The 18730-nt window shown below is 35.3% G+C and carries 15 protein-coding genes; 3 read left to right on the top strand and 12 right to left on the bottom strand.

What is annotated here, in order from left to right; genetic code table 11:
- The first annotated feature begins 9 nt into the window (after window positions 1-9).
- Window positions 10-2136, top strand: a complete 2127-nt coding sequence (locus ACN0QX_RS09765; RefSeq protein ID WP_376858175.1) for a S46 family peptidase — start codon at window positions 10-12, stop codon at window positions 2134-2136.
- A gap of 125 nt (window positions 2137-2261) precedes the next feature.
- On the opposite strand, the gene ACN0QX_RS09760 is transcribed toward ACN0QX_RS09765, so the two are convergent.
- The 7 genes from ACN0QX_RS09760 to ACN0QX_RS09730 form a co-directional block, all read right to left on the bottom strand.
- On the bottom strand, window positions 2262-4034 hold the full coding sequence (locus ACN0QX_RS09760; RefSeq protein WP_417196686.1) for a MutS-related protein: 1773 nt from the start codon (window positions 4032-4034) through the stop codon (window positions 2262-2264).
- 16 nt (window positions 4035-4050) lie between these two features.
- Window positions 4051-4965 carry a M20/M25/M40 family metallo-hydrolase gene (locus ACN0QX_RS09755; RefSeq protein ID WP_417196684.1) on the bottom strand — a complete coding sequence of 305 codons (915 nt, stop codon included), beginning with the start codon at window positions 4963-4965 and terminating at the stop codon, window positions 4051-4053.
- A 78-nt stretch (window positions 4966-5043) separates the two neighbouring features.
- The gene (locus ACN0QX_RS09750) at window positions 5044-5790 is read right to left on the bottom strand and encodes a succinate dehydrogenase/fumarate reductase iron-sulfur subunit (protein WP_248396413.1); all 747 of its coding nucleotides are present in this window, start codon (window positions 5788-5790) and stop codon (window positions 5044-5046) included.
- Between the two features lie 11 nt (window positions 5791-5801).
- Window positions 5802-7799 carry a fumarate reductase/succinate dehydrogenase flavoprotein subunit gene (locus tag ACN0QX_RS09745; protein ID WP_417196682.1) on the bottom strand — a complete coding sequence of 666 codons (1998 nt, stop codon included), beginning with the start codon at window positions 7797-7799 and terminating at the stop codon, window positions 5802-5804.
- A gap of 14 nt (window positions 7800-7813) precedes the next feature.
- On the bottom strand, window positions 7814-8491 hold the full coding sequence (locus ACN0QX_RS09740) for a succinate dehydrogenase cytochrome b subunit (RefSeq protein ID WP_248396417.1): 678 nt from the start codon (window positions 8489-8491) through the stop codon (window positions 7814-7816).
- A gap of 158 nt (window positions 8492-8649) precedes the next feature.
- The gene (locus ACN0QX_RS09735; RefSeq protein ID WP_417196680.1) at window positions 8650-9531 is read right to left on the bottom strand and encodes a hypothetical protein; all 882 of its coding nucleotides are present in this window, start codon (window positions 9529-9531) and stop codon (window positions 8650-8652) included.
- A 59-nt stretch (window positions 9532-9590) separates the two neighbouring features.
- The gene (locus tag ACN0QX_RS09730; protein ID WP_417196678.1) at window positions 9591-12434 is read right to left on the bottom strand and encodes a VPS10 domain-containing protein; all 2844 of its coding nucleotides are present in this window, start codon (window positions 12432-12434) and stop codon (window positions 9591-9593) included.
- A 229-nt stretch (window positions 12435-12663) separates the two neighbouring features.
- Here ACN0QX_RS09730 and ACN0QX_RS09725 point away from each other — a divergent pair, with 229 nt between their 5' ends.
- On the top strand, window positions 12664-13956 hold the full coding sequence (locus ACN0QX_RS09725; protein WP_248396424.1) for an aminopeptidase P family protein: 1293 nt from the start codon (window positions 12664-12666) through the stop codon (window positions 13954-13956).
- Between the two features lie 118 nt (window positions 13957-14074).
- Here ACN0QX_RS09725 and ACN0QX_RS09720 read toward each other — a convergent pair whose 3' ends face one another.
- From ACN0QX_RS09720 to brnQ, 5 genes are all read right to left on the bottom strand, one after another.
- Window positions 14075-14632, bottom strand: coding sequence for a carboxymuconolactone decarboxylase family protein (locus ACN0QX_RS09720; RefSeq protein ID WP_417196676.1), 558 nt, complete (start codon window positions 14630-14632; stop codon window positions 14075-14077).
- A gap of 25 nt (window positions 14633-14657) precedes the next feature.
- The gene (gene trxA / locus ACN0QX_RS09715; protein ID WP_417196674.1) at window positions 14658-14978 is read right to left on the bottom strand and encodes a thioredoxin; all 321 of its coding nucleotides are present in this window, start codon (window positions 14976-14978) and stop codon (window positions 14658-14660) included.
- A gap of 25 nt (window positions 14979-15003) precedes the next feature.
- A complete protein-coding gene (locus ACN0QX_RS09710) occupies window positions 15004-15387 on the bottom strand; it encodes a DoxX family membrane protein (RefSeq protein WP_417196672.1) in 384 nt (127 codons plus the stop codon).
- A gap of 133 nt (window positions 15388-15520) precedes the next feature.
- Window positions 15521-16369, bottom strand: coding sequence for a helix-turn-helix domain-containing protein (locus tag ACN0QX_RS09705; RefSeq protein WP_417196671.1), 849 nt, complete (start codon window positions 16367-16369; stop codon window positions 15521-15523).
- A gap of 5 nt (window positions 16370-16374) precedes the next feature.
- Window positions 16375-17667, bottom strand: coding sequence for a branched-chain amino acid transport system II carrier protein (brnQ, locus tag ACN0QX_RS09700; RefSeq protein ID WP_417196669.1), 1293 nt, complete (start codon window positions 17665-17667; stop codon window positions 16375-16377).
- Window positions 17668-17743: 76 nt separating this feature from the next.
- On the opposite strand from brnQ, the gene ACN0QX_RS09695 reads away from it, so the two are divergent.
- Window positions 17744-18517: an alpha/beta fold hydrolase gene (locus ACN0QX_RS09695; RefSeq protein ID WP_417196667.1), complete on the top strand. Its 774-nt coding sequence runs from the start codon at window positions 17744-17746 to the stop codon at window positions 18515-18517.
- Window positions 18518-18730 lie beyond the last annotated feature (213 nt).

Raw genomic sequence — 18730 nt, 5'->3', positions numbered from 1 at the left:
TTTTATACTATGAAATTAATTAGATTATTAGTTCTCTTTATTGTTTTTCAAGCATCAGCACAGCAAGGTGGTATGTGGATTCCTTCGCTTTTAGAAGGTATGAATGAAGACGAAATGACTGCTTTAGGTAGCAAATTAACTGCTAAAGACATTTATGATGTTAACAACTCCAGCCTTAAGGATGCTATTGGCCATTTTAATGGTGGTTGTACAAGCGAAGTGATTTCGGATCAAGGATTAATTCTAACCAATCACCATTGTGGATTTGGACAGATTCAATCGCATTCATCTTTAGAAAACGATTATTTAAAAGATGGTTTTTGGGCTATGAATCTAGAGGACGAATTACCAAATGATGGTCTTTATATTGAATTTATAGTACGTATTGAAGACGTGACAACGCAAGCACTAGACGGCGTAACGGATGCCATGACTGAAAGAGAAAAACAATCTACTATTGATAAAAACACCAATACCTTACAAACCAAAGTGACTAAAGAGGCTTGGCAAGACACCAAAGTAAAGTCGTTTTACAAAGGAAATCAGTATTTTCTATTTGTAACGGAACGCTTTAATGACGTGCGTTTAGTTGGCGCACCTCCAACCAGCATTGGCAAATTTGGTAGTGATACTGATAACTGGGTGTTCCCAAGACATACAGGTGATTTTGCTTTATTCAGAATTTATGCTGATAAAGATAATCGTCCAGCCGAATACAGTAAAGACAACGTACCTTACAAACCAAAACACCACTTACCAATTTCTTTAGATGGTGTTGAAGAAGGCGATTTTACTATGGTTTTCGGTTTCCCTGGAACAACGGATGAATATTTACCAGCTGTAGCTATTGAACATATTACCCAAGAATTTAATCCGAGTAATATTGCTATACGTGAAGCATCCTTAAAAGTAATTGATGCTGAAATGAAAGTGAATGATGATGTTCGGATAAAATATGCCTCTAAACAAGCACGTATTGCGAACGCTTGGAAAAAGTGGATTGGTGAAAATTTAGGTATTAAAAAGAGTAATGCCATTGCCGAACGTCGTGATTTTGAAGCAACCTTTACCAAAGCATTAAAAGAAAAAGGGCTAGAAGAAAAATACGGTCATATTCTACCAGATTTTGACAGGTTATATAAAGATTTTGCAGAGGTAAATATTAAACGCAGAAATTTTATTGAAGTGTTTTTGGTGACTAATGAGTTAATGACCATGACGTTTAGAGCTTACCAAGTGGAGCAATCCTTACAACGCGATCCAGAAAGTATGGATAAAAATCGTGCTTATATAACAGGTGTTTTAGAAGGAATTCATAAAAATTACGATGTAAAAGTAGACAAAGGTGTGTTTGAGAATGTGATGCCTTTTTATTCAGATAATGTAAACGCTTCCATTTATGACACGACGGCATTTACGAATTTAGATTCGGCATTAGCACTTTTTGAAGGTTCGGCAGATGATGTGATTAAAAAATTAAATAACGATGCCGCTTACAGCTATGCGAAACCGCTTATTGATGATTTTTTCAATAACCTGAATCCAGAATTCCAACAAAAAAACGATCCCATTACAGCGCTTCAAACGGAATACATGACGGCGCTTATGAAAGCCTTACCTAACGAACGCTACTTTCCAGATGCTAACGGAACATTGCGTGTTACCTATGGTCAAGTTAATGGTTATTCGCCAAGAGATGCCGTGTATTATAGTCCTGTGAGTTATTTAGATGGTGTGATTGAAAAGTATATTCCTGGTGATTATGAGTTTGATGTACCACAAAAACTTATCGATTTATACGAGGCAAAAGATTACGGTCAATATGCTGATAGTAACGGAAAAGTACCCGTTTGCTTTTTAGGAACCAACCACACAACTGGTGGAAATTCTGGAAGTCCAGCTATTGATGCCCATGGAAATTTAGTGGGTTTAAATTTTGATCGCGTTTGGGAAGGTACCATGAGTGATATGAATTACGATCCAGAAATTTGCCGAAATATTATGGTCGATTTACGCTACGTTTTATTCATCGTTGATAAATATGCTGGTGCCAAACATTTAATTGATGAAATGACTTTGGTTCATCCAAAAAGTGGAAAAAGTAAATCTAAAAACAAGAAAAAACGTAAGAACTAAGTTGTTCAAATAAATAAAAAGTAAAGCCTTACAATCCTGAAATAATGGAATTGTGAGGCTTTTTTAGTATCGGAAAAAAATAAAATAGACCTAACAGGTTTCAAAAATCTGTTAGGTCTGTCACATTAAATAATTTCCATTTTCTTCAATAAAAAACTCGCATTCATATTCTGGCAAATGCCTTTTTTGAATTTATAGTCGAAAAAGAGTTCGTCATTAATAATTTGCGCATCGAAATAGTAGTTTTTTACGGGCTCTAGTTCTGTTTCAATCGTGCATAAACTTAAGTCGTGAGTCGCAATAATCCCCGTGGCATTGGAAGCTACTAATTTCTCAACAAACTTTTTAGAACCAATGGCTTTATCAGTAGAATTGGTCCCTTTTAAAATTTCATCTAGAATAATAAAATACGGTTCCTCTTGAATAGCGTCTACAATAAATTTTAAGCGTGTTAATTCGGAAAAGAAATAACTACTTTCATCCGTTAGCGAATCGCTGGTACGCATGCTTGTAATTAACTTAATGGGTTGGTAATTGCTTGAGGCAGCACAAACTGGTAAACCCACATTTGCCATAACAATATGTAAGGAAACCGTTCTTAAAAACGTACTCTTCCCTGCCATATTAGCACCAGTTACAATTAAAAACTCCTGGTTGTTTATGGTTAAATCACTAGCAACCCGTTTTTTCGCATCTAATAAAGGATGTCCTAAATGTTTTGCTTCAATGGTGGTTTCTTTAGTAACAATATTTGGAAATACATAATCTGGATGATTAAACCCATAATTCCCTAAACTATTATAGGCATCGAAAAAAGAAACCACTTCAAACCAATGTGCAACCGTTTCATGGTATTGGGCAATCCACTGCTCTACTTTATAACTATTTTTTAAATCGATTAGAAAAAAACCATTCCCTAAAAGTGCGGAAATAAAATTATTCCGATTATCTAAGGCATCTAAATGTTTAGAGAACTTGGCAAAAATTTCGGATGCTTTTTGATGTTTTAATTGAATCTGTTCTTGCTTATCTTTTAATAACCTAGAGGTAAATGTTTCCTGTTCTATCTGATTTAAAAGCGTTGCATACTGTCTAAAAGTGTCTTTTACTTTATCCGTATTACTAGCCAGATTGTTTATTTTCTTTAAGTAAACTCCTGTAATGGTTAGTCCTAAAAGCAACCATAATAACACAAAAATAGGTGCAATAACTTGAAGTACGGCAAGTCCTACAATTACCAAAGAAGCTACGGTAAATACCAAGGGAAACCATGCCATCATTTTTGGTAGAAATATCTGGTGACTTTTTAACCACTCAATGATTTTTACAGCTGGTGTTTCCACATGAATCAACGATGCAACACCCGAAAAATGCTGACGCCAATCTGGTTTATCGGCTAATTCTTTGATGGCTTCTTGTCGAGATTTGACGTTGTCAATATCATTGGCATTTAAAGCGTTTGCAAGTGTTTTAGCACCTTCCTTAATAGAAGTTCTATTTATAAATTGAAAGAAGGACCCTTTCCCAAACAAATCGATATCTAAACTATAAAAGTGTGTTGGATTTTGAAACTCTAATCCATCTAATCGCTCATGAAAATTACCCGTAGCTATAGCCAATTCATCTTCATTTATAGTCACTAAAGCTTTATGAAGATTACGTTGGTATTTAATGTCGGTATATTTAGCAAGTGTAAAAATAAAGACTGCAGCCCCTACAACTCCTACTCCTAAAGTAACTTGCCAATTTTGAAACGTAAGATAAACGCCTAATACCGTTCCTAAAAAAATACCCAAACGCAACATGCTAAATGTAAAAAGCTTTTTATTAAACGTTTTTACAGCGGTTTGATAGTTTTCTAATTGTTTATTGTAATACGCGTTTGGTTGGTGTTTCATAGAAAAAATTAAACTTTTAGAATGTCATAGCATCTATAAGATAAAACATACTAATAATGCTTTCTACAGCATTTTTATAAAATTCTGGATGGATGTTTTCATAAACGTCTGTTGGCTGGTGGTAATCTTCATGATCTTCTACACCAAAATATAAAAACGGAATCTTTTTTAAATGAAAAGGCGCGTGATCCGAAGCAAACATCCAGTTTTGTTTTCCATCTGTTCCATCATGTCCAGCAATAACTGTTACACCTTCCGTTATTTTACGATCTGTATAAGCCGTTTCCAAGTGCGAATGGCTTTTAATTCCGGTAACATATAATTCTTGGTTTTCATTGCGCGATACCATATCCATATTGATATTAAGGATAATAGAGGTTATTGATACAATTGAATTATCTACAAAGTATTTAGACCCTTGAAGCCCTAATTCTTCGGCATCAAAAAAGGCTAAAATTACAGAGTGTTTTGGTGGATTATTTTTAAAAGATTCCGCAAAAGCAAATAAGGCACTGACTCCAGATGCATCATCATCTGCGCCATTATAAATTTGGCCATTTTTAATCCCTTCATGATCATAATGTGCCGTTAATACAATATATTTATCAGGATATTCCGTTCCTTTTATAGATCCAAGAATATTGACGCCATTATAGGATTTATTTCGACTCTCGAATGTAAAAGGCTGTTCAAAATTTGGAACTAAAGGTATAACTTCAAGTAATTCTAATTGCTTAATGATATACGCTTTTGCTTTGGTTGCTCCAGCTGTCCCCGTTCGTCTGCCTTCATAAGCATCAGATGATAATTCCTTAACATGATGGAGTAGATTGTCAGAATTAAAACTATAAGGTTGATTTATTTGCCCTGAAGACCTACAGGAATACAGTAAAACAAAGGCGGTTAACAGAATAAAATTAATGCGAGTCATTAGTATAAATTATAAGTATAAAGAAACAAAAAAATCCCAAGATTAAACTTGGGATTTTTTTGTTTTAATTAAAAATTTTTATCCTTTTAAACTTGCTTTTAAATACTCACGATTCATACGTGCAATATTCTCTAATGAAATTCCTTTAGGACATTCCACTTCACAGGCTCCGGTATTGGTACAGTTACCAAAACCTTCTTCATCCATTTGCTTAACCATGTTTAAAACACGATCTGTTGCTTCAATTTTACCTTGAGGTAATAAAGCAAACTGCGATACTTTAGCTCCCACAAATAACATAGCCGATGAGTTTTTACAGCTCGCTACACAGGCGCCACAACCAATACAAGTGGCTGAATCGAATGCAGTATCGGCATCGTGTTTGTTAACAGGAATAGCATTAGCATCAATGGTGTTTCCGGAGGTATTTACGGAAATAAATCCACCTGCATGTTGAATCCGATCAAAAGCAGACCTGTCAACCACTAGATCCTTAATTACAGGAAATGCTGTTGCTCTAAATGGTTCAATAACAATGGTGTCGCCATCTTTAAACATACGCATATGTAATTGACACGTAGTTACACCACGATCTGGACCATGGGCTTCCCCATTAATATATAATGAACACATTCCGCAAATTCCTTCACGACAATCGTGATCAAATTCTACAGGCTCATCACCTTTATTAATTAGACCTTCATTTAATACGTCTAACATTTCTAGGAAAGACATATCTGGAGAAATATCACTGATTGGATATTCAACCAATTTTCCTTTATCGTTAGCGTTTTTCTGACGCCATATTTTTAACGTTAAATTCATAGCTTTCCTTCTTATTTATAACTTCTTTCTTTCACTTCAATATTTTCGAAAACCAAATCTTCCTTGTGTAACAAAGCGTCTTTTGGTTCACCTTTATACTCCCAAGCTGAAACGTATTGGAATTCCTTTCTACGTTGTGCTTCACCTTCTTCGGTTTGATATTCTTCTCTAAAGTGTCCACCGGCAGATTCTTCACGTAAAAGCGCATCTTTAGCAAACAACTCACCTAGTTCTAGGAAATCGGCAACACGTAATGCTTTTGCAAGTTCTTCATTAAACTCTTCATTGGTTCCTGGTACGCGAACATCCTTCCAGAATTCTTTACGCAGCTCCGCAATCTCTACAATAGCAGATTTTAAATCTTCTGCATTACGAGCCATACCACATTTGTTCCACATAATTTTCCCTAAACGTTTGTGGAAATGGTCAACAGAATGCGTTCCGTTATTATTAATTAAGTGTTCAATATTATCACGAACACTTTTTTCAGCTTCATCAAATGCTGCTGAATTTGTAGGAATTGGGCCTGTTCTAATATCATCCGCTAAATAATCGCCTATTGTATAAGGTAATACAAAATAACCATCTGCTAAACCTTGCATTAAAGCCGAGGCACCAAGCCTGTTAGCACCGTGATCTGAAAAGTTAGCTTCTCCAATGGCATATAATCCTGGTACGGTAGTTTGCAAATTATAATCTACCCAAATACCTCCCATGGTATAGTGAACGGCTGGATAAATCATCATTGGTGATTCGTATGGATTTTGATCAACAATTTTCTCATACATCTGGAACAAGTTACCATACTTGTTTTTTACTACCTCTTGCCCTAATTTTTTAACAAGTGCCTCATCATTTTCATCTAATCCTTTTACGTGGGCTTGCTCTTTTCCGTAGCGCATAAATGCAGATGCGAAATCTAAATAAACCGCTTCGCCCGTAGCATTTACACCATAACCAGCATCGCAACGCTCTTTAGCGGCACGCGATGCAACATCACGAGGCACTAAATTACCAAAGGCTGGATAACGACGTTCTAAATAATAATCACGATCGGCTTCTTCTAATTGTGTTGGTTTTAATTTTCCAGCACGAATAGCTTCAACGTCTTTTTTATGTTTAGGCACCCAAATACGTCCATCGTTTCGTAACGATTCGGACATTAGGGTTAATTTTGATTGATGATCTCCAGAAACAGGAATACAAGTTGGGTGAATTTGTGTGTAACATGGATTCGCAAAATAAGCACCACGCTTATGCGCTTTCCATGCGGCCGTTACATTAGAACCCATGGCATTTGTTGATAAGAAGAAAACGTTTCCATAACCTCCAGTTCCTAAAACAACAGCGTGCGCTGAATGACGTTCTATTTCACCGGTTACTAAATTACGTGCAATAATACCACGCGCTTTTCCGTCTACTACAACAACGTCTAACATTTCATGGCGACTGTACATTTTTACTTTACCACGACCAATTTGACGATTTAATGCCGAATAAGCTCCTAATAGTAATTGCTGACCTGTTTGACCAGCTGCATAAAATGTTCTGGAAACTAATACACCACCAAATGACCGGTTATCTAATAATCCTCCGTATTCACGTGCAAAAGGAACACCTTGTGCCACACATTGGTCAATAATATTAGCAGATACTTCAGCTAAACGATATACGTTAGCTTCACGCGAACGGTAATCCCCACCTTTAACCGTATCATAAAATAAACGGTAGGTTGAATCACCATCACCTTGATAATTTTTAGCGGCATTAATTCCGCCTTGTGCTGCTATAGAATGCGCACGTCTGGCAGAATCTTGAAAGCAAAAAGCTTTTACGTTATAACCCAATTCCGCTAACGTTGCCGCTGCTGAACCTCCAGCTAATCCAGTACCTACAACAATAACGTCTATTAAACGCTTGTTTGCTGGGTTAACCAGATTGATTGAGTTTTTATGATTAGTCCATTTATCTTTAAGTGGACCTTTTGGTATTTTAGAATCTAAAGCCATATTAGATATATTTTTTAGTGATTTAGGTGATGAAATAGCGCAATAAAAATAAATCCTAATGGAATACCTATTGCATATACTTTTGCAAAACCTTTTAATCCTCGTGTGTATTTGTTATTTGCTCCAATGGATTGGAAGGCGGACATAAAACCATGCAATAAATGCAATGCTAAAAACACAAACGCTAAACAGTAAGCTGCAACACGTAGTGGGTTTTCAAATTTATGAACCAATTCTTCGTAGTATCTAAATCCTTCGCCATCGGCTAATAATCCAGACATATCTCCTTGGATATACTTGGTGTTAATTTCTGGAAACCAAAAATCGATAAAGTGAAGCACAATAAAAGCCAAAATAGCTGCTCCACTCCAAATCATGTTTCTACTCATCCATGATGAATTGGCGTTGCCATTATTTTTAGCATAACTAATTTTTCTAGCACTATTGTTTTTAATTTCTAGCACAAATCCCATTATAAAATGGAACATAACACCGAAAATTAAAATAGGTTGAAAAAGATACTGCACTAACCAGAAGGTTCCCATGAAGTGAGACACATCATTAAACGTATCAGAACTAAATACTGATAAGAGGTTTATAGCAAAATGCTGTAGTAAAAAAATCATTAGGAAGAGTGCCGAAAGTGCCATGGCAAATTTTCTTCCAATCGAAGAATTCAAAATTCCGCTCATTGTTGAAGTTTAATATTTATCAAACAAAGATACGTTTCAAATCAGTTTTAGACAAAATACAGACATTTATATTATCTATTTAGAATGATTTTAAACAGAAAAGCAAACCCGTTCAACTAATACTATCAAACGGGTTTAATATTTATTAAAGCTTAATGTTAATCAATCATTGGAATCAAGCCACGTACACCCATATCCACTAACTGCTCTCCCGCTTGCGGTTCATATTTGCCATCGGCTGTAATTTCGGTCCACTCGAAACTATTATTTACAGAAAATGATAAGGTAACAACGACATCTTCGGTTTCATTTCCAGTAATGTTTAGTCCATTTTCAAATTTGCCTGTCACCACACAAGAACCCTGCGGAATTGGTGAGGAATCAAATAACGGATTTGGAACTGTTGTTGCTCCAGGTGGAGCCTGACCTTGAGATGTAAAACCTAAAGCTTCAAAAGCCCAAAAGCCTTGAAGTTTATTAGCATTAACCGGAAAAGTAACACCATTAAATGTTAAGTCTGGAATATATGTATTATACCCAACAAAACTTGCTAATGTTCCCGAATACTCATTTCCATCAGCCGCTAAAAAATTAATAGCGCCTTCTTGATATGCTAAAGATACGCGTACCCAACTATAACTACCTGCTGCAATTTCACTTAACGGAATGGTTACAAACGTTTCATTACTTCCGGCAAATTTAGCCTGACTGAAATCTATAGCTTTTTCACCTCCTAAATTCGTTGATGGCCCTTCGTAAACGATGGCTCCTTCTCCTAATAAGGTATTTGCTGTAGGTGCTAATTCAATATAATTTGAACTCATCCTTGCAAAATTTGGCGATTGTGCCGCATTTCCATTTGGAATAGTTGCTGGCTGACCCAAATTATTCAAGCGAATTTGATTTGGATCAAATTTGAATTTAATAACCAAATTGGCTTCTTCAGGTGCAGGATTTCCTATAGGCTCGTTTATAGATTCATTACTACAGGAAGTAATTCCTAGAAGAACGATGCACATAATTAGATTTAAAATTTTCATAATTTAATATTTGGGGTTAATAACGTAAACTTAATAAAAAAAGTATGTTTACTGTATGCTTACTTAACTTCAAAATCCACAATTCCCCCTGATACTTGAACACTATAAAGACCTTTTGGCAGGTAGTATGTATCATTTTGCGCTTTCGGAATAGTTAAATCCGATTGTTGCTTCATCAGTGCTTTTCTGCCTTTTTCGGTTATCGACAAATCATAAGAAACATAATTGAAGCCTGCATCCAAATAAGCAGTAATACTATTTAGTAAATCGTTGTTTGCTGAACGAATTTCAATAGTGTGTTTTCCGGCATCCTTCACATAAACTTTAATACTAGTTTCTGGCACGTAAGGCTCTAAGTATTGACTCCAAGAACTTCCCCATCGTGAGGAATAACGCATAGATTCCATAGGAAATACCGTTACATTTTTAGCCAATAAAGCAGCATTCACTTTTTGAAGCGGCTCAATATTGGCGGTATATAAACTACGGCCATGAGTTCCTAATATTAAATCGTTAGCGTCTGGGTGAATAACTAAATCATGTACAGCAACAGCTGGCAAACCATTTGAAAAGGCTTCCCAATAATCACCTTGATTAAAGGACACATAAACGCCATTATCAGTCCCGACATATAAAATGTTTTCGTTTTTTGGATCTTCCTTAATCACATTTACAGGAGCCATAGGCATATTGGAAGCGATAGCTTTCCAAGTTTTTCCATAGTCATTTGACATATATATATAAGTGCTAAAGTCATCCCAACGATAACCATTGAGTGCTACATAAACGCGTTCCTTTTTATGTTGAGATGCAATTACGCGTGATACCCATAAATCCTTTGGAAAACTTTTAGAAATCAATTCCCAAGAACCACCAGCATTTTTAGATACCTGTACTAAACCATCATCACTTCCAGTATATATTAATCCAAAATTAAATGGCGATTCACTAATACTGGACAAGGTTCCATAGGCAACATTTCCTTTTTTACCGCCATTGGTTAAATCGGGGCTAATGGCTTGCCAAGTGTCACCTTGATTCATGGAACGCATGAGTTTATTGCCGCCCAAATACAAGATATCCTGATTATGTGACGACAACAAGATTGGCGTTTGCCAATTAAAACGATAGGGGGTTTCGCCTAATTCATGCTTTGGCTGAATGTATTTTCGTTCGTTGGTTTTTCTGTTTATTCTGTAATAATTACCAAATTGATACCCTGTAAAAACGATATTAGAATTTCTACTATCTATTTGAATTTGCATACCGTCGCCACCCATAAGTTCTTCCCATGGATATTGCCCACTTTGATGCCAACCTTTGCTTTCTCTAGCATTATGAGGACCAACCCAAACCCCATTATCTTGCAAGCCACCATAAATATGGTAAGGTTTTTGGTTATCGACATTAATGGCATAAAATTGTCCAACGGCATTCACATTTAGTTTTTCCCAGTTTTCACCATCGTCATAACTGATATTTAATCCTCCATCATTACCATCAATTAAATGACCTGATTTTTTAGGATTAATCCACAACGCTTGATGGTCAGCATGGACATTTTCGCGACTGATAGATGTGAATGTTTTCCCACCATCTTTCGATTTTAAAATGGGAACCCCTAAAACATAAATCCCATTTGCATCCTGGGGATCCACACGAATTTCACCAAAATAATAACCATAACTAAAGTACAAACCTTCTAAATAATCGTCATGTGTTTTTTTCCAAGATTTCCCCCCATCTGTACTTTTGTAAACTTCAGCACCAATTACTGGCGTATCAAATAACATGGCATTGGCATCCTCTAAATAATGCGCTAAATCTATGGGTTTTACGGTCCCAGTCCGCACGAGTTGCTTCACATTATCTGCGCGATATTTTTCTTGAAAACCATTGGTTTTTAAATAATTATTCAGCTTTTTATCATCTATATCTAGTAGCTGATTTACGGTCATGGTTTTAAAGTCTTCCTTTGTTAAGCCACGTATTTCGCTTTTTCCTTTTGAATCCGATCTGTGAAATTGACTATCGTGCAAGGCGTAAATTATGTTTTCATTAAAAACAGCTAGCCCTATTCTACCAACACCAATTCCCGTAGGAAAACCGCTAGCTTCAGTCGATATTTTTTGCCATGTATTTCCTGCATCTTCACTTTTATAAATTGCGGAATTAGCACCATTTCCTGAAAAATTCCATGCTTTTCGGTCTCGTGTCCAAGAAGAAGCATATAGGGTATTGAAATTATTTGGCTCCTGTTGCACATCAATTATACCACTAGAATCATCTACAAACAAGGTCTGTTTCCATGTTTTACCACCATCCAAAGTTTTATAGATTCCGCGTTCGTTATTAGACGAATATAAGTGACCTGTGGCGCCAACAATAACAGTATTTGGATTATCAGGATTTATTAAAATCCGACCAATATGATGCGAATCTGGCAATCCAACATGCTCCCATGTTTTGCCATTATCAATAGATTTTAAAACACCTATTCCTGCATAGCTAGAACGCGACGAATTATTTTCACCTGTACCAACCCAAATAGTTCTAGTAGGCCAATGCACAGCAATATCACCTACATTTTGTGTATGGGCCGAATCTAAAATTGGCACAAAAGACGCACCGTTATTTACAGTATGCCAAACACCTCCGGAAGCATAGGCCACATAAAACTCGATGGGGTTTTCGGGATTCACATCTAAATCCGTTACACGACCACTCATTACCGTAGGTCCAATATTAGTAAATGGGATATTTTTAACGCGCGATTGTTGCATTAAAACGTGTTTCAGTTCTAATGATTTTTCTATTAAAGTAGAAGGTGTTGCAGGTTGTTGGCTAAAGGCAGTTGCAACCATTAAAACAAAGCCATAATTGATTAGCTGAAGGCATTTCATAAAAAAGGAGTGCTTAATTGAATAAAATTGAAAATTAAACATAAAGCAACTAGCATCAAAATTTGGTGTTAAAATTAACCAAAAGTGATGTGATATTTTTCTTAACTATCTTGAAACATGTAACTTTGAATAAATCAAAATTAAGCACATGAAATGAGCGCTCTAAAAACATTATTACCAATGATAATTTTTTTATTGCGAACACATGTGACAATTAAAAAACAAACACATGAAATACCATCTTATAGACAATCAACTCTTTATTAAAAACAGAAAAAACTTTATGGCGCAAATGAAGTCAAATAGTTTAGCTGTTTTTAATTCGAATGACGTATACCCTATTGGTGCAGATAGCACCATTCCATTTCAACAAGACCGAAATATATTTTATTTAAGTGGTGTAGACCAAGAAGATAGCATCTTGGTCCTATTTCCAGATTGCCCAAACCCAAAGCATCGAGAAATACTATTTGTTACAGAAACCAACGATCATATTGCGGTTTGGGAAGGTGAGAAACTAACCAAAGAAAAAGCGTTTGAAACGTCTGGCATAAAAACCGTTTATTGGCTACAGGATTTTGATAAAATTTTTAAAGAAGTCATGGCACAATGCGAAACGGTTTACATAAACACCAATGAGCATTATCGTGCTAATACCGAAACGGAAACACGTGAAGACCGTTTTAATAAAAAACTAAAAGAGCAGTATCCAGCTCACAATGTAGCCAAAAGTAATCCTATCTTACAGCGTTTACGTTCTGTAAAGGATAAGATTGAATTGGACATCATGCAACAAGCCTGTAATATTACAGAAAAAGGTTTCCGCCGTCTTTTAAATTTCGTGAAGCCTGGTGTTATGGAATATGAAATTGAAGCGGAGTTAATGCACGAATTTTTAAGAAATCGTTCCAAAGGGTTTGCCTACACACCTATAGTAGCGTCTGGAAATAATGCCAATGTGTTACATTATATTGAGAATAATCAAGAATGTAAGGCTGGCGACTTAATCCTATTAGATGTAGGTGCAGAATACGCTAATTACTCGAGTGATATGACGAGAACTATTCCTGTTTCAGGAAAGTTTAACGACCGACAAAAAGACGTTTATAACGCGGTAAATCATGTAAAAAAAGAAGCTGAAAAAATGCTAGTTCCCGGAACTATTTGGGCGGATTACCATGTAGAAGTTGGTAAATTAATGACGTCTGAACTTTTAAAATTAGGTTTATTAGACAAAGCGGATGTTCAAAATGAAAACCCTGATTGGCCAGCTTACAAGAAGTATTTCATGCATGGAACGTCTCATCATATTGGTTTAGACACGCATGATTATGGTTTACTTCATGAACCTATGACAGCGAATATGGTCTTTACAGTAGAACCTGGGATTTATATTCCTAAAGAAGGTTTTGGTATCCGTTTGGAAGACGATTTAGTGATTCAAGAATCTGGAGCACCGAAAAACTTAATGGGCAATATCCCTATTGAATTGGAAGAGATTGAAGATATTATGAATTCATAATTAGTTTCAAATGTTTATACACTAAAAGAAGGCGCTTTTATAAAAGCGCCTTCTTTTAGTATATAATCCAGTCTATTTCCATCTGGTAAAAACAACGCGTCCTTTAGCTCGACTTATTTTAAACCGTCATTGAAAATTTGCCAGCTTCCACTTTTGGAAAATCGACAATTGTTTCAGCTATATGATTGACATAATTTGTTAATGTATTGGACACGACATTTAGTATAATTTCCATAACATCTTCATCGTTAAATCCAGCTGCTTTAAAGGTTTCTAAATCTTGCGTACTAATCTTTCCTTTATTATCAGTTACTTTTTTAGCAAACTGCAAAGCTACTTGTGTTTTAGAATCTGCCGACAATCCTTGACGGTTATTATTTATTTCTTCTTCACTTAAGCCTTGCTTGGATCCAATAAAAGTATGTGCTGACAGGCAATAATCACAACTGTTAGTTTCTGCAATAGCAAGTGCTAATTGCTCTCTAAATTGAGGCTGGAAATTTCCTTTTTCAGTTAATTGTCCAAGTACTAAATAGGTTTCTAAAGTGGCTGGTGAATTCCCCATAACCTTTAGAAGGTTTGGCACGATTCCCATTTTATTTTTTACGATATCAAAAAGCTCTTTTGATTTTCCAGTTGCTATTTCTGGATTTAATGTTTCAATTCTTGTATTCATAATATTATATTTTAAAGTTTTTAATTTATACGGTTGGCATTTGGTTGATTTTCTCCCTTAAACCTGTTTCTGTAAGCAATCCCGAATGTCTATCTATAACTTTTCCTTCATTGAAAAACACTAATGTAGGTATACTTCTAACATTAAATTGGGCAGCTAACTCACTATCCTGATCAACATTTACTTTCTTAATAACCACATTATCTTGCAACTCGGCGGCTAATTTGTTCACGATTGACAATAATGTCTGGCAAGGCCCACACCAATCCGCATAAAAATCAAATACCACATTTTTATTTGTTTCTATGGTCTTATTAAAGTCTGCTGTTTTTAATTGAATATCCATTATATATGTATTTAAGATTTGTAAATTATTTCAACTCTTTACTTTGAATTGCTAAACCTGCTAATGAGAAAAGTAAAGCAACATGAATCATGATATTCATCCAGTTACCAGAAGAAATATGTACTAATACTAATGCCATAAACATGATGAATGCTAAAAAGGCATACGCTTCAAATAATTTTCTGTTAGCAAATAATAAGATTCCTGCCACTAACTCTAAAGCCGCTAAAATAGCACCAAGAGCATAGGTTCCTGTATCGCCTAAAAAAGCCAAGCCGCTACTTTTTAAAAAGTCTGCCATGTTTTGAAGACCAACACCTCCTAAAAATCCTTCAATAAATTTTTCAACGCCTCCCCGAACAAATAATAATCCGAATCCGATGCGTATTAATAAGTTACCATTTTTCATAATCCTAATATTTAATGTGTTAATGATTGTTTTTTGTTACACTGCAAAGATGCGCACAATCATTCCCTAGAAAAATGGACAAAAGTTCCTAATGCTTGTAGAATAGCATTCAATAAGGCACTTAATAAGAATATTACTGGCTTTTGAAGTCTTTTTTATACTGAAGCGGAGACTGGGAAGTGGCTTTTGTAAAAAAGCGACTAAAATAAGCTGGATCATTAAACCCTAAACTGAAAGCTATTTGCTTAACAGATTCACCTGAATATATTAATTGACGTTTAGCTTCCAAAATAATACGTTTTTTAATAACATCACTCGGTGTGTCGGCACCTAATAATTGCAAATGTTTGGTCAATGATTTTGGTGATAATCCCAAACGTTTAGCATATTCTGTAACACTATGAAGCGTTCTAAAATTCTGTTCAACCAATAAGCTAAAATCTTTAAAGAGCTTGGTGTCTTCATCTGTTTTAATCCTACCGGTCTCTTTTTTTATTCTGACTGCATTTACAATAAACTGTTTTAAATATGCCTGAAGCATATCATATTGGGCTGTTTCGTTATTTTGAAATTCTTCAATTAAGCCTTCTAAAATAATTTCTAATTTTAAAGATTCTTTTACTGAAGGTTTTACAAAAGGTGTTTCGTATATATTATTAAAAAGCACACCGTTGCAGGACACTTCTTTATCATGCGTTTGAATGCAGTAAAAATCTCGAACAAAAGTCAATTTGTAAGCTGACTTAATCTTTTCATGTTCAACTGAAAAAACTTGTCCAGGTGTTAAAAAGAAAAGCACTTCACCATCAAATTCATAGGTGTTAAAATCTATGTTATAAGACCCCTTTCCGTCCTTAATCCAATACATATTATAGGCATGAACTTGCTCTGGCTTATTGACAACGCACGCTTTCTCAAAAGCAACTATACTTAAGGAGAAAATATCTTGATAATTATAGGATAGGATGTCTTGTAAAGCCATGATTTTTAATTCGCTAATCTTTTAGTCGTAAAATTCTTAAAATTTAACAAGAGAAATACAATTAAAGCTGGCAACACCCAACCCAAACTATGATTTGCTAACGGAATACTATTCAAGACACCTTGTAAATTATCTACAGGGATTAAAAACTTTAAAAAATCGGGAATACTGAAAATAAATGTGACCAATACAACGGCTTTAAAAACAGTTTCAGAAGCAAATTTTTGTGGCAACACATTCAACAGAATCAACACAATAGTAATAGGGTAAATAAACATAAGTGCTGGCAACGCGATATCAATAATAAAGGCCACATTATAACTCCCAACAATAACACCTATTACGGATGATAAAATAGCAGTTATAGTATATGCTTTTCGAGAATCCTGGAATAAGCCACTAACATAATCAGATGCGCCCGTTATAATACCAACGGCAGTTGTAAAACATGCCAAAGCGACTAAAACACTCAAAAAAGTGGTCCCTATATTACCCAACGTTAATTGACTTAAACTGGTTAAAACTTCCGTTCTGGTTGCATTTTCCGAAAAACTGGCTTGCAACAAATACCCACAGATTATAAGGCCGGCATAAATGATGAATAGTCCGAAGCCTGCAATGAATCCAGCTTGAGAGATTAGTTTTTTCTTTTCTTCGAAAGTACCTTCTCCATACGTTTTTAAAGACAACACAATAACAGCACCAACCACAACACCAGCAATAGCATCGAATGTTTGATAGCCTTCAAAAATTCCTGATGTTATTAGCGCAAATGGTGAACTAACAGCCGTAGTAACTGTTTCTGATGAGCCGCCATAAATTCCTAAACCAATTATGATTAATAATATGATAACAATTAGAGGCGTTAAATATTTACCAATTAAACTTAAGAGGCGCGAGCGATTCATAACAAACAGAAAAACCAAGGCGAAATAAATACAGCTTGTTAATAAGGTAGACGAATCAAAAAATGGTACAATTGCCATTTCATGTGTTACAGAAGCTGTTCGTGGTGCAGGTAAAGCAACGGCAATGGCATACATAAACACACAATAAACCGAACTAAAAATAGGTGATACTTTTTTGCCAAAATCGAACATAGTGCCTTGCAATTTAGCATGCGCATATATTCCTAAAATGGGGATTATAACAGCTGTTAAAGCAAAACCAAAAGCCACCAAGTACCAATTACCTCCAGCTTGCACGCCTAAATATGGCGGCAAAATTAAGTTACCTGCTCCAAAAAATAGTGAGAAAAGTGCAAAGGCAACAATCAGTGTTTGTTTGGTTTTATTCATATAATTTCTGAAAAACAAAAATGGATTAATCTATAAATATTTAAACTCTGCTATCTTTGTCCAAGATACTTTAAAAATGATATTAGACTATAAAGGTACTCCTGTTTTTTATTCCGACCAAGGCAAAGGAACACCAATCGTTTTGCTTCATGGCTTTTTAGAAAACAGCACGATGTGGGAACGCTTAACACTTGAACTTATCCAGACCAATCGGGTAATTGCCATTGATTTATTAGGACATGGTAAAACGGGTTGTTTGGGATATATTCATAGCATGGAACTGATGGCAGAAATGATTCATGCGGTTTTAGTTCATTTAAAAATTGATAAAAGTATTTTTATTGGTCATTCCATGGGTGGCTATGTGGCACTAGCTTTCGCTGAAAAATTCCCCACTATGATATTGCGATTATGTTTAGCGAATAGTACGGCAAAGGCAGATAGTCCTGAACGAAAAATAAATAGAACACGTGCTGTAAAAGCGGTTAAGCAAAACCACAGAGCTTTTGTTAGTATGGCTGTTACTAATTTATTCGCTTTAAAAAACCAGTCTTTACTTACTGACGAAATTTCTCATGTCAAAAAAGAAGCACTAAAAACACAGCAACAAGGTATAATAGCCGCTTTGGAAGGCATGAAAATTAGAGCTGACCGAACTGATATTCTCAAAACAGCTATATTTCCTAAATTACTAATTATTGGTCGTAATGATACGGTTATTCCATGTGATGATCTTGTAAAGGAAGCCGAAGAGACAAATACTAATTTTGTCATTTTTCCTGATGGACACATGAGTTATATTGAAAATGAAGGTTTATTCCTACATGAAATTGTGCATTTCATCGAATAATTATTGATTTTAACGGTTAAAGTGTTTTTTTTGATAGCTTTATGGAACCCAAAACCAAAAAGAATGAAACCTACTAATCAAAAAATCGCTTTCATACCGAAATTATATTGCAATATTTTTGGTCATGATTTTCACGTTTCGCGAAAAGTAACTTTACACGTTAAAGAGTACCAATGTAAGCATTGTAAAAAGCAAGCCACCACTAATGGAAAT

Origin of the sequence: Bizionia sp., assembly GCF_048259285.1 — a bacterium.
Lineage (GTDB): Bacteria > Bacteroidota > Bacteroidia > Flavobacteriales > Flavobacteriaceae > Algorimicrobium > Algorimicrobium hallyeonense.
The sequence above is the reverse complement of the archived record's forward strand: the minus strand, read 5'-3'. Positions and strand labels throughout refer to the sequence as shown.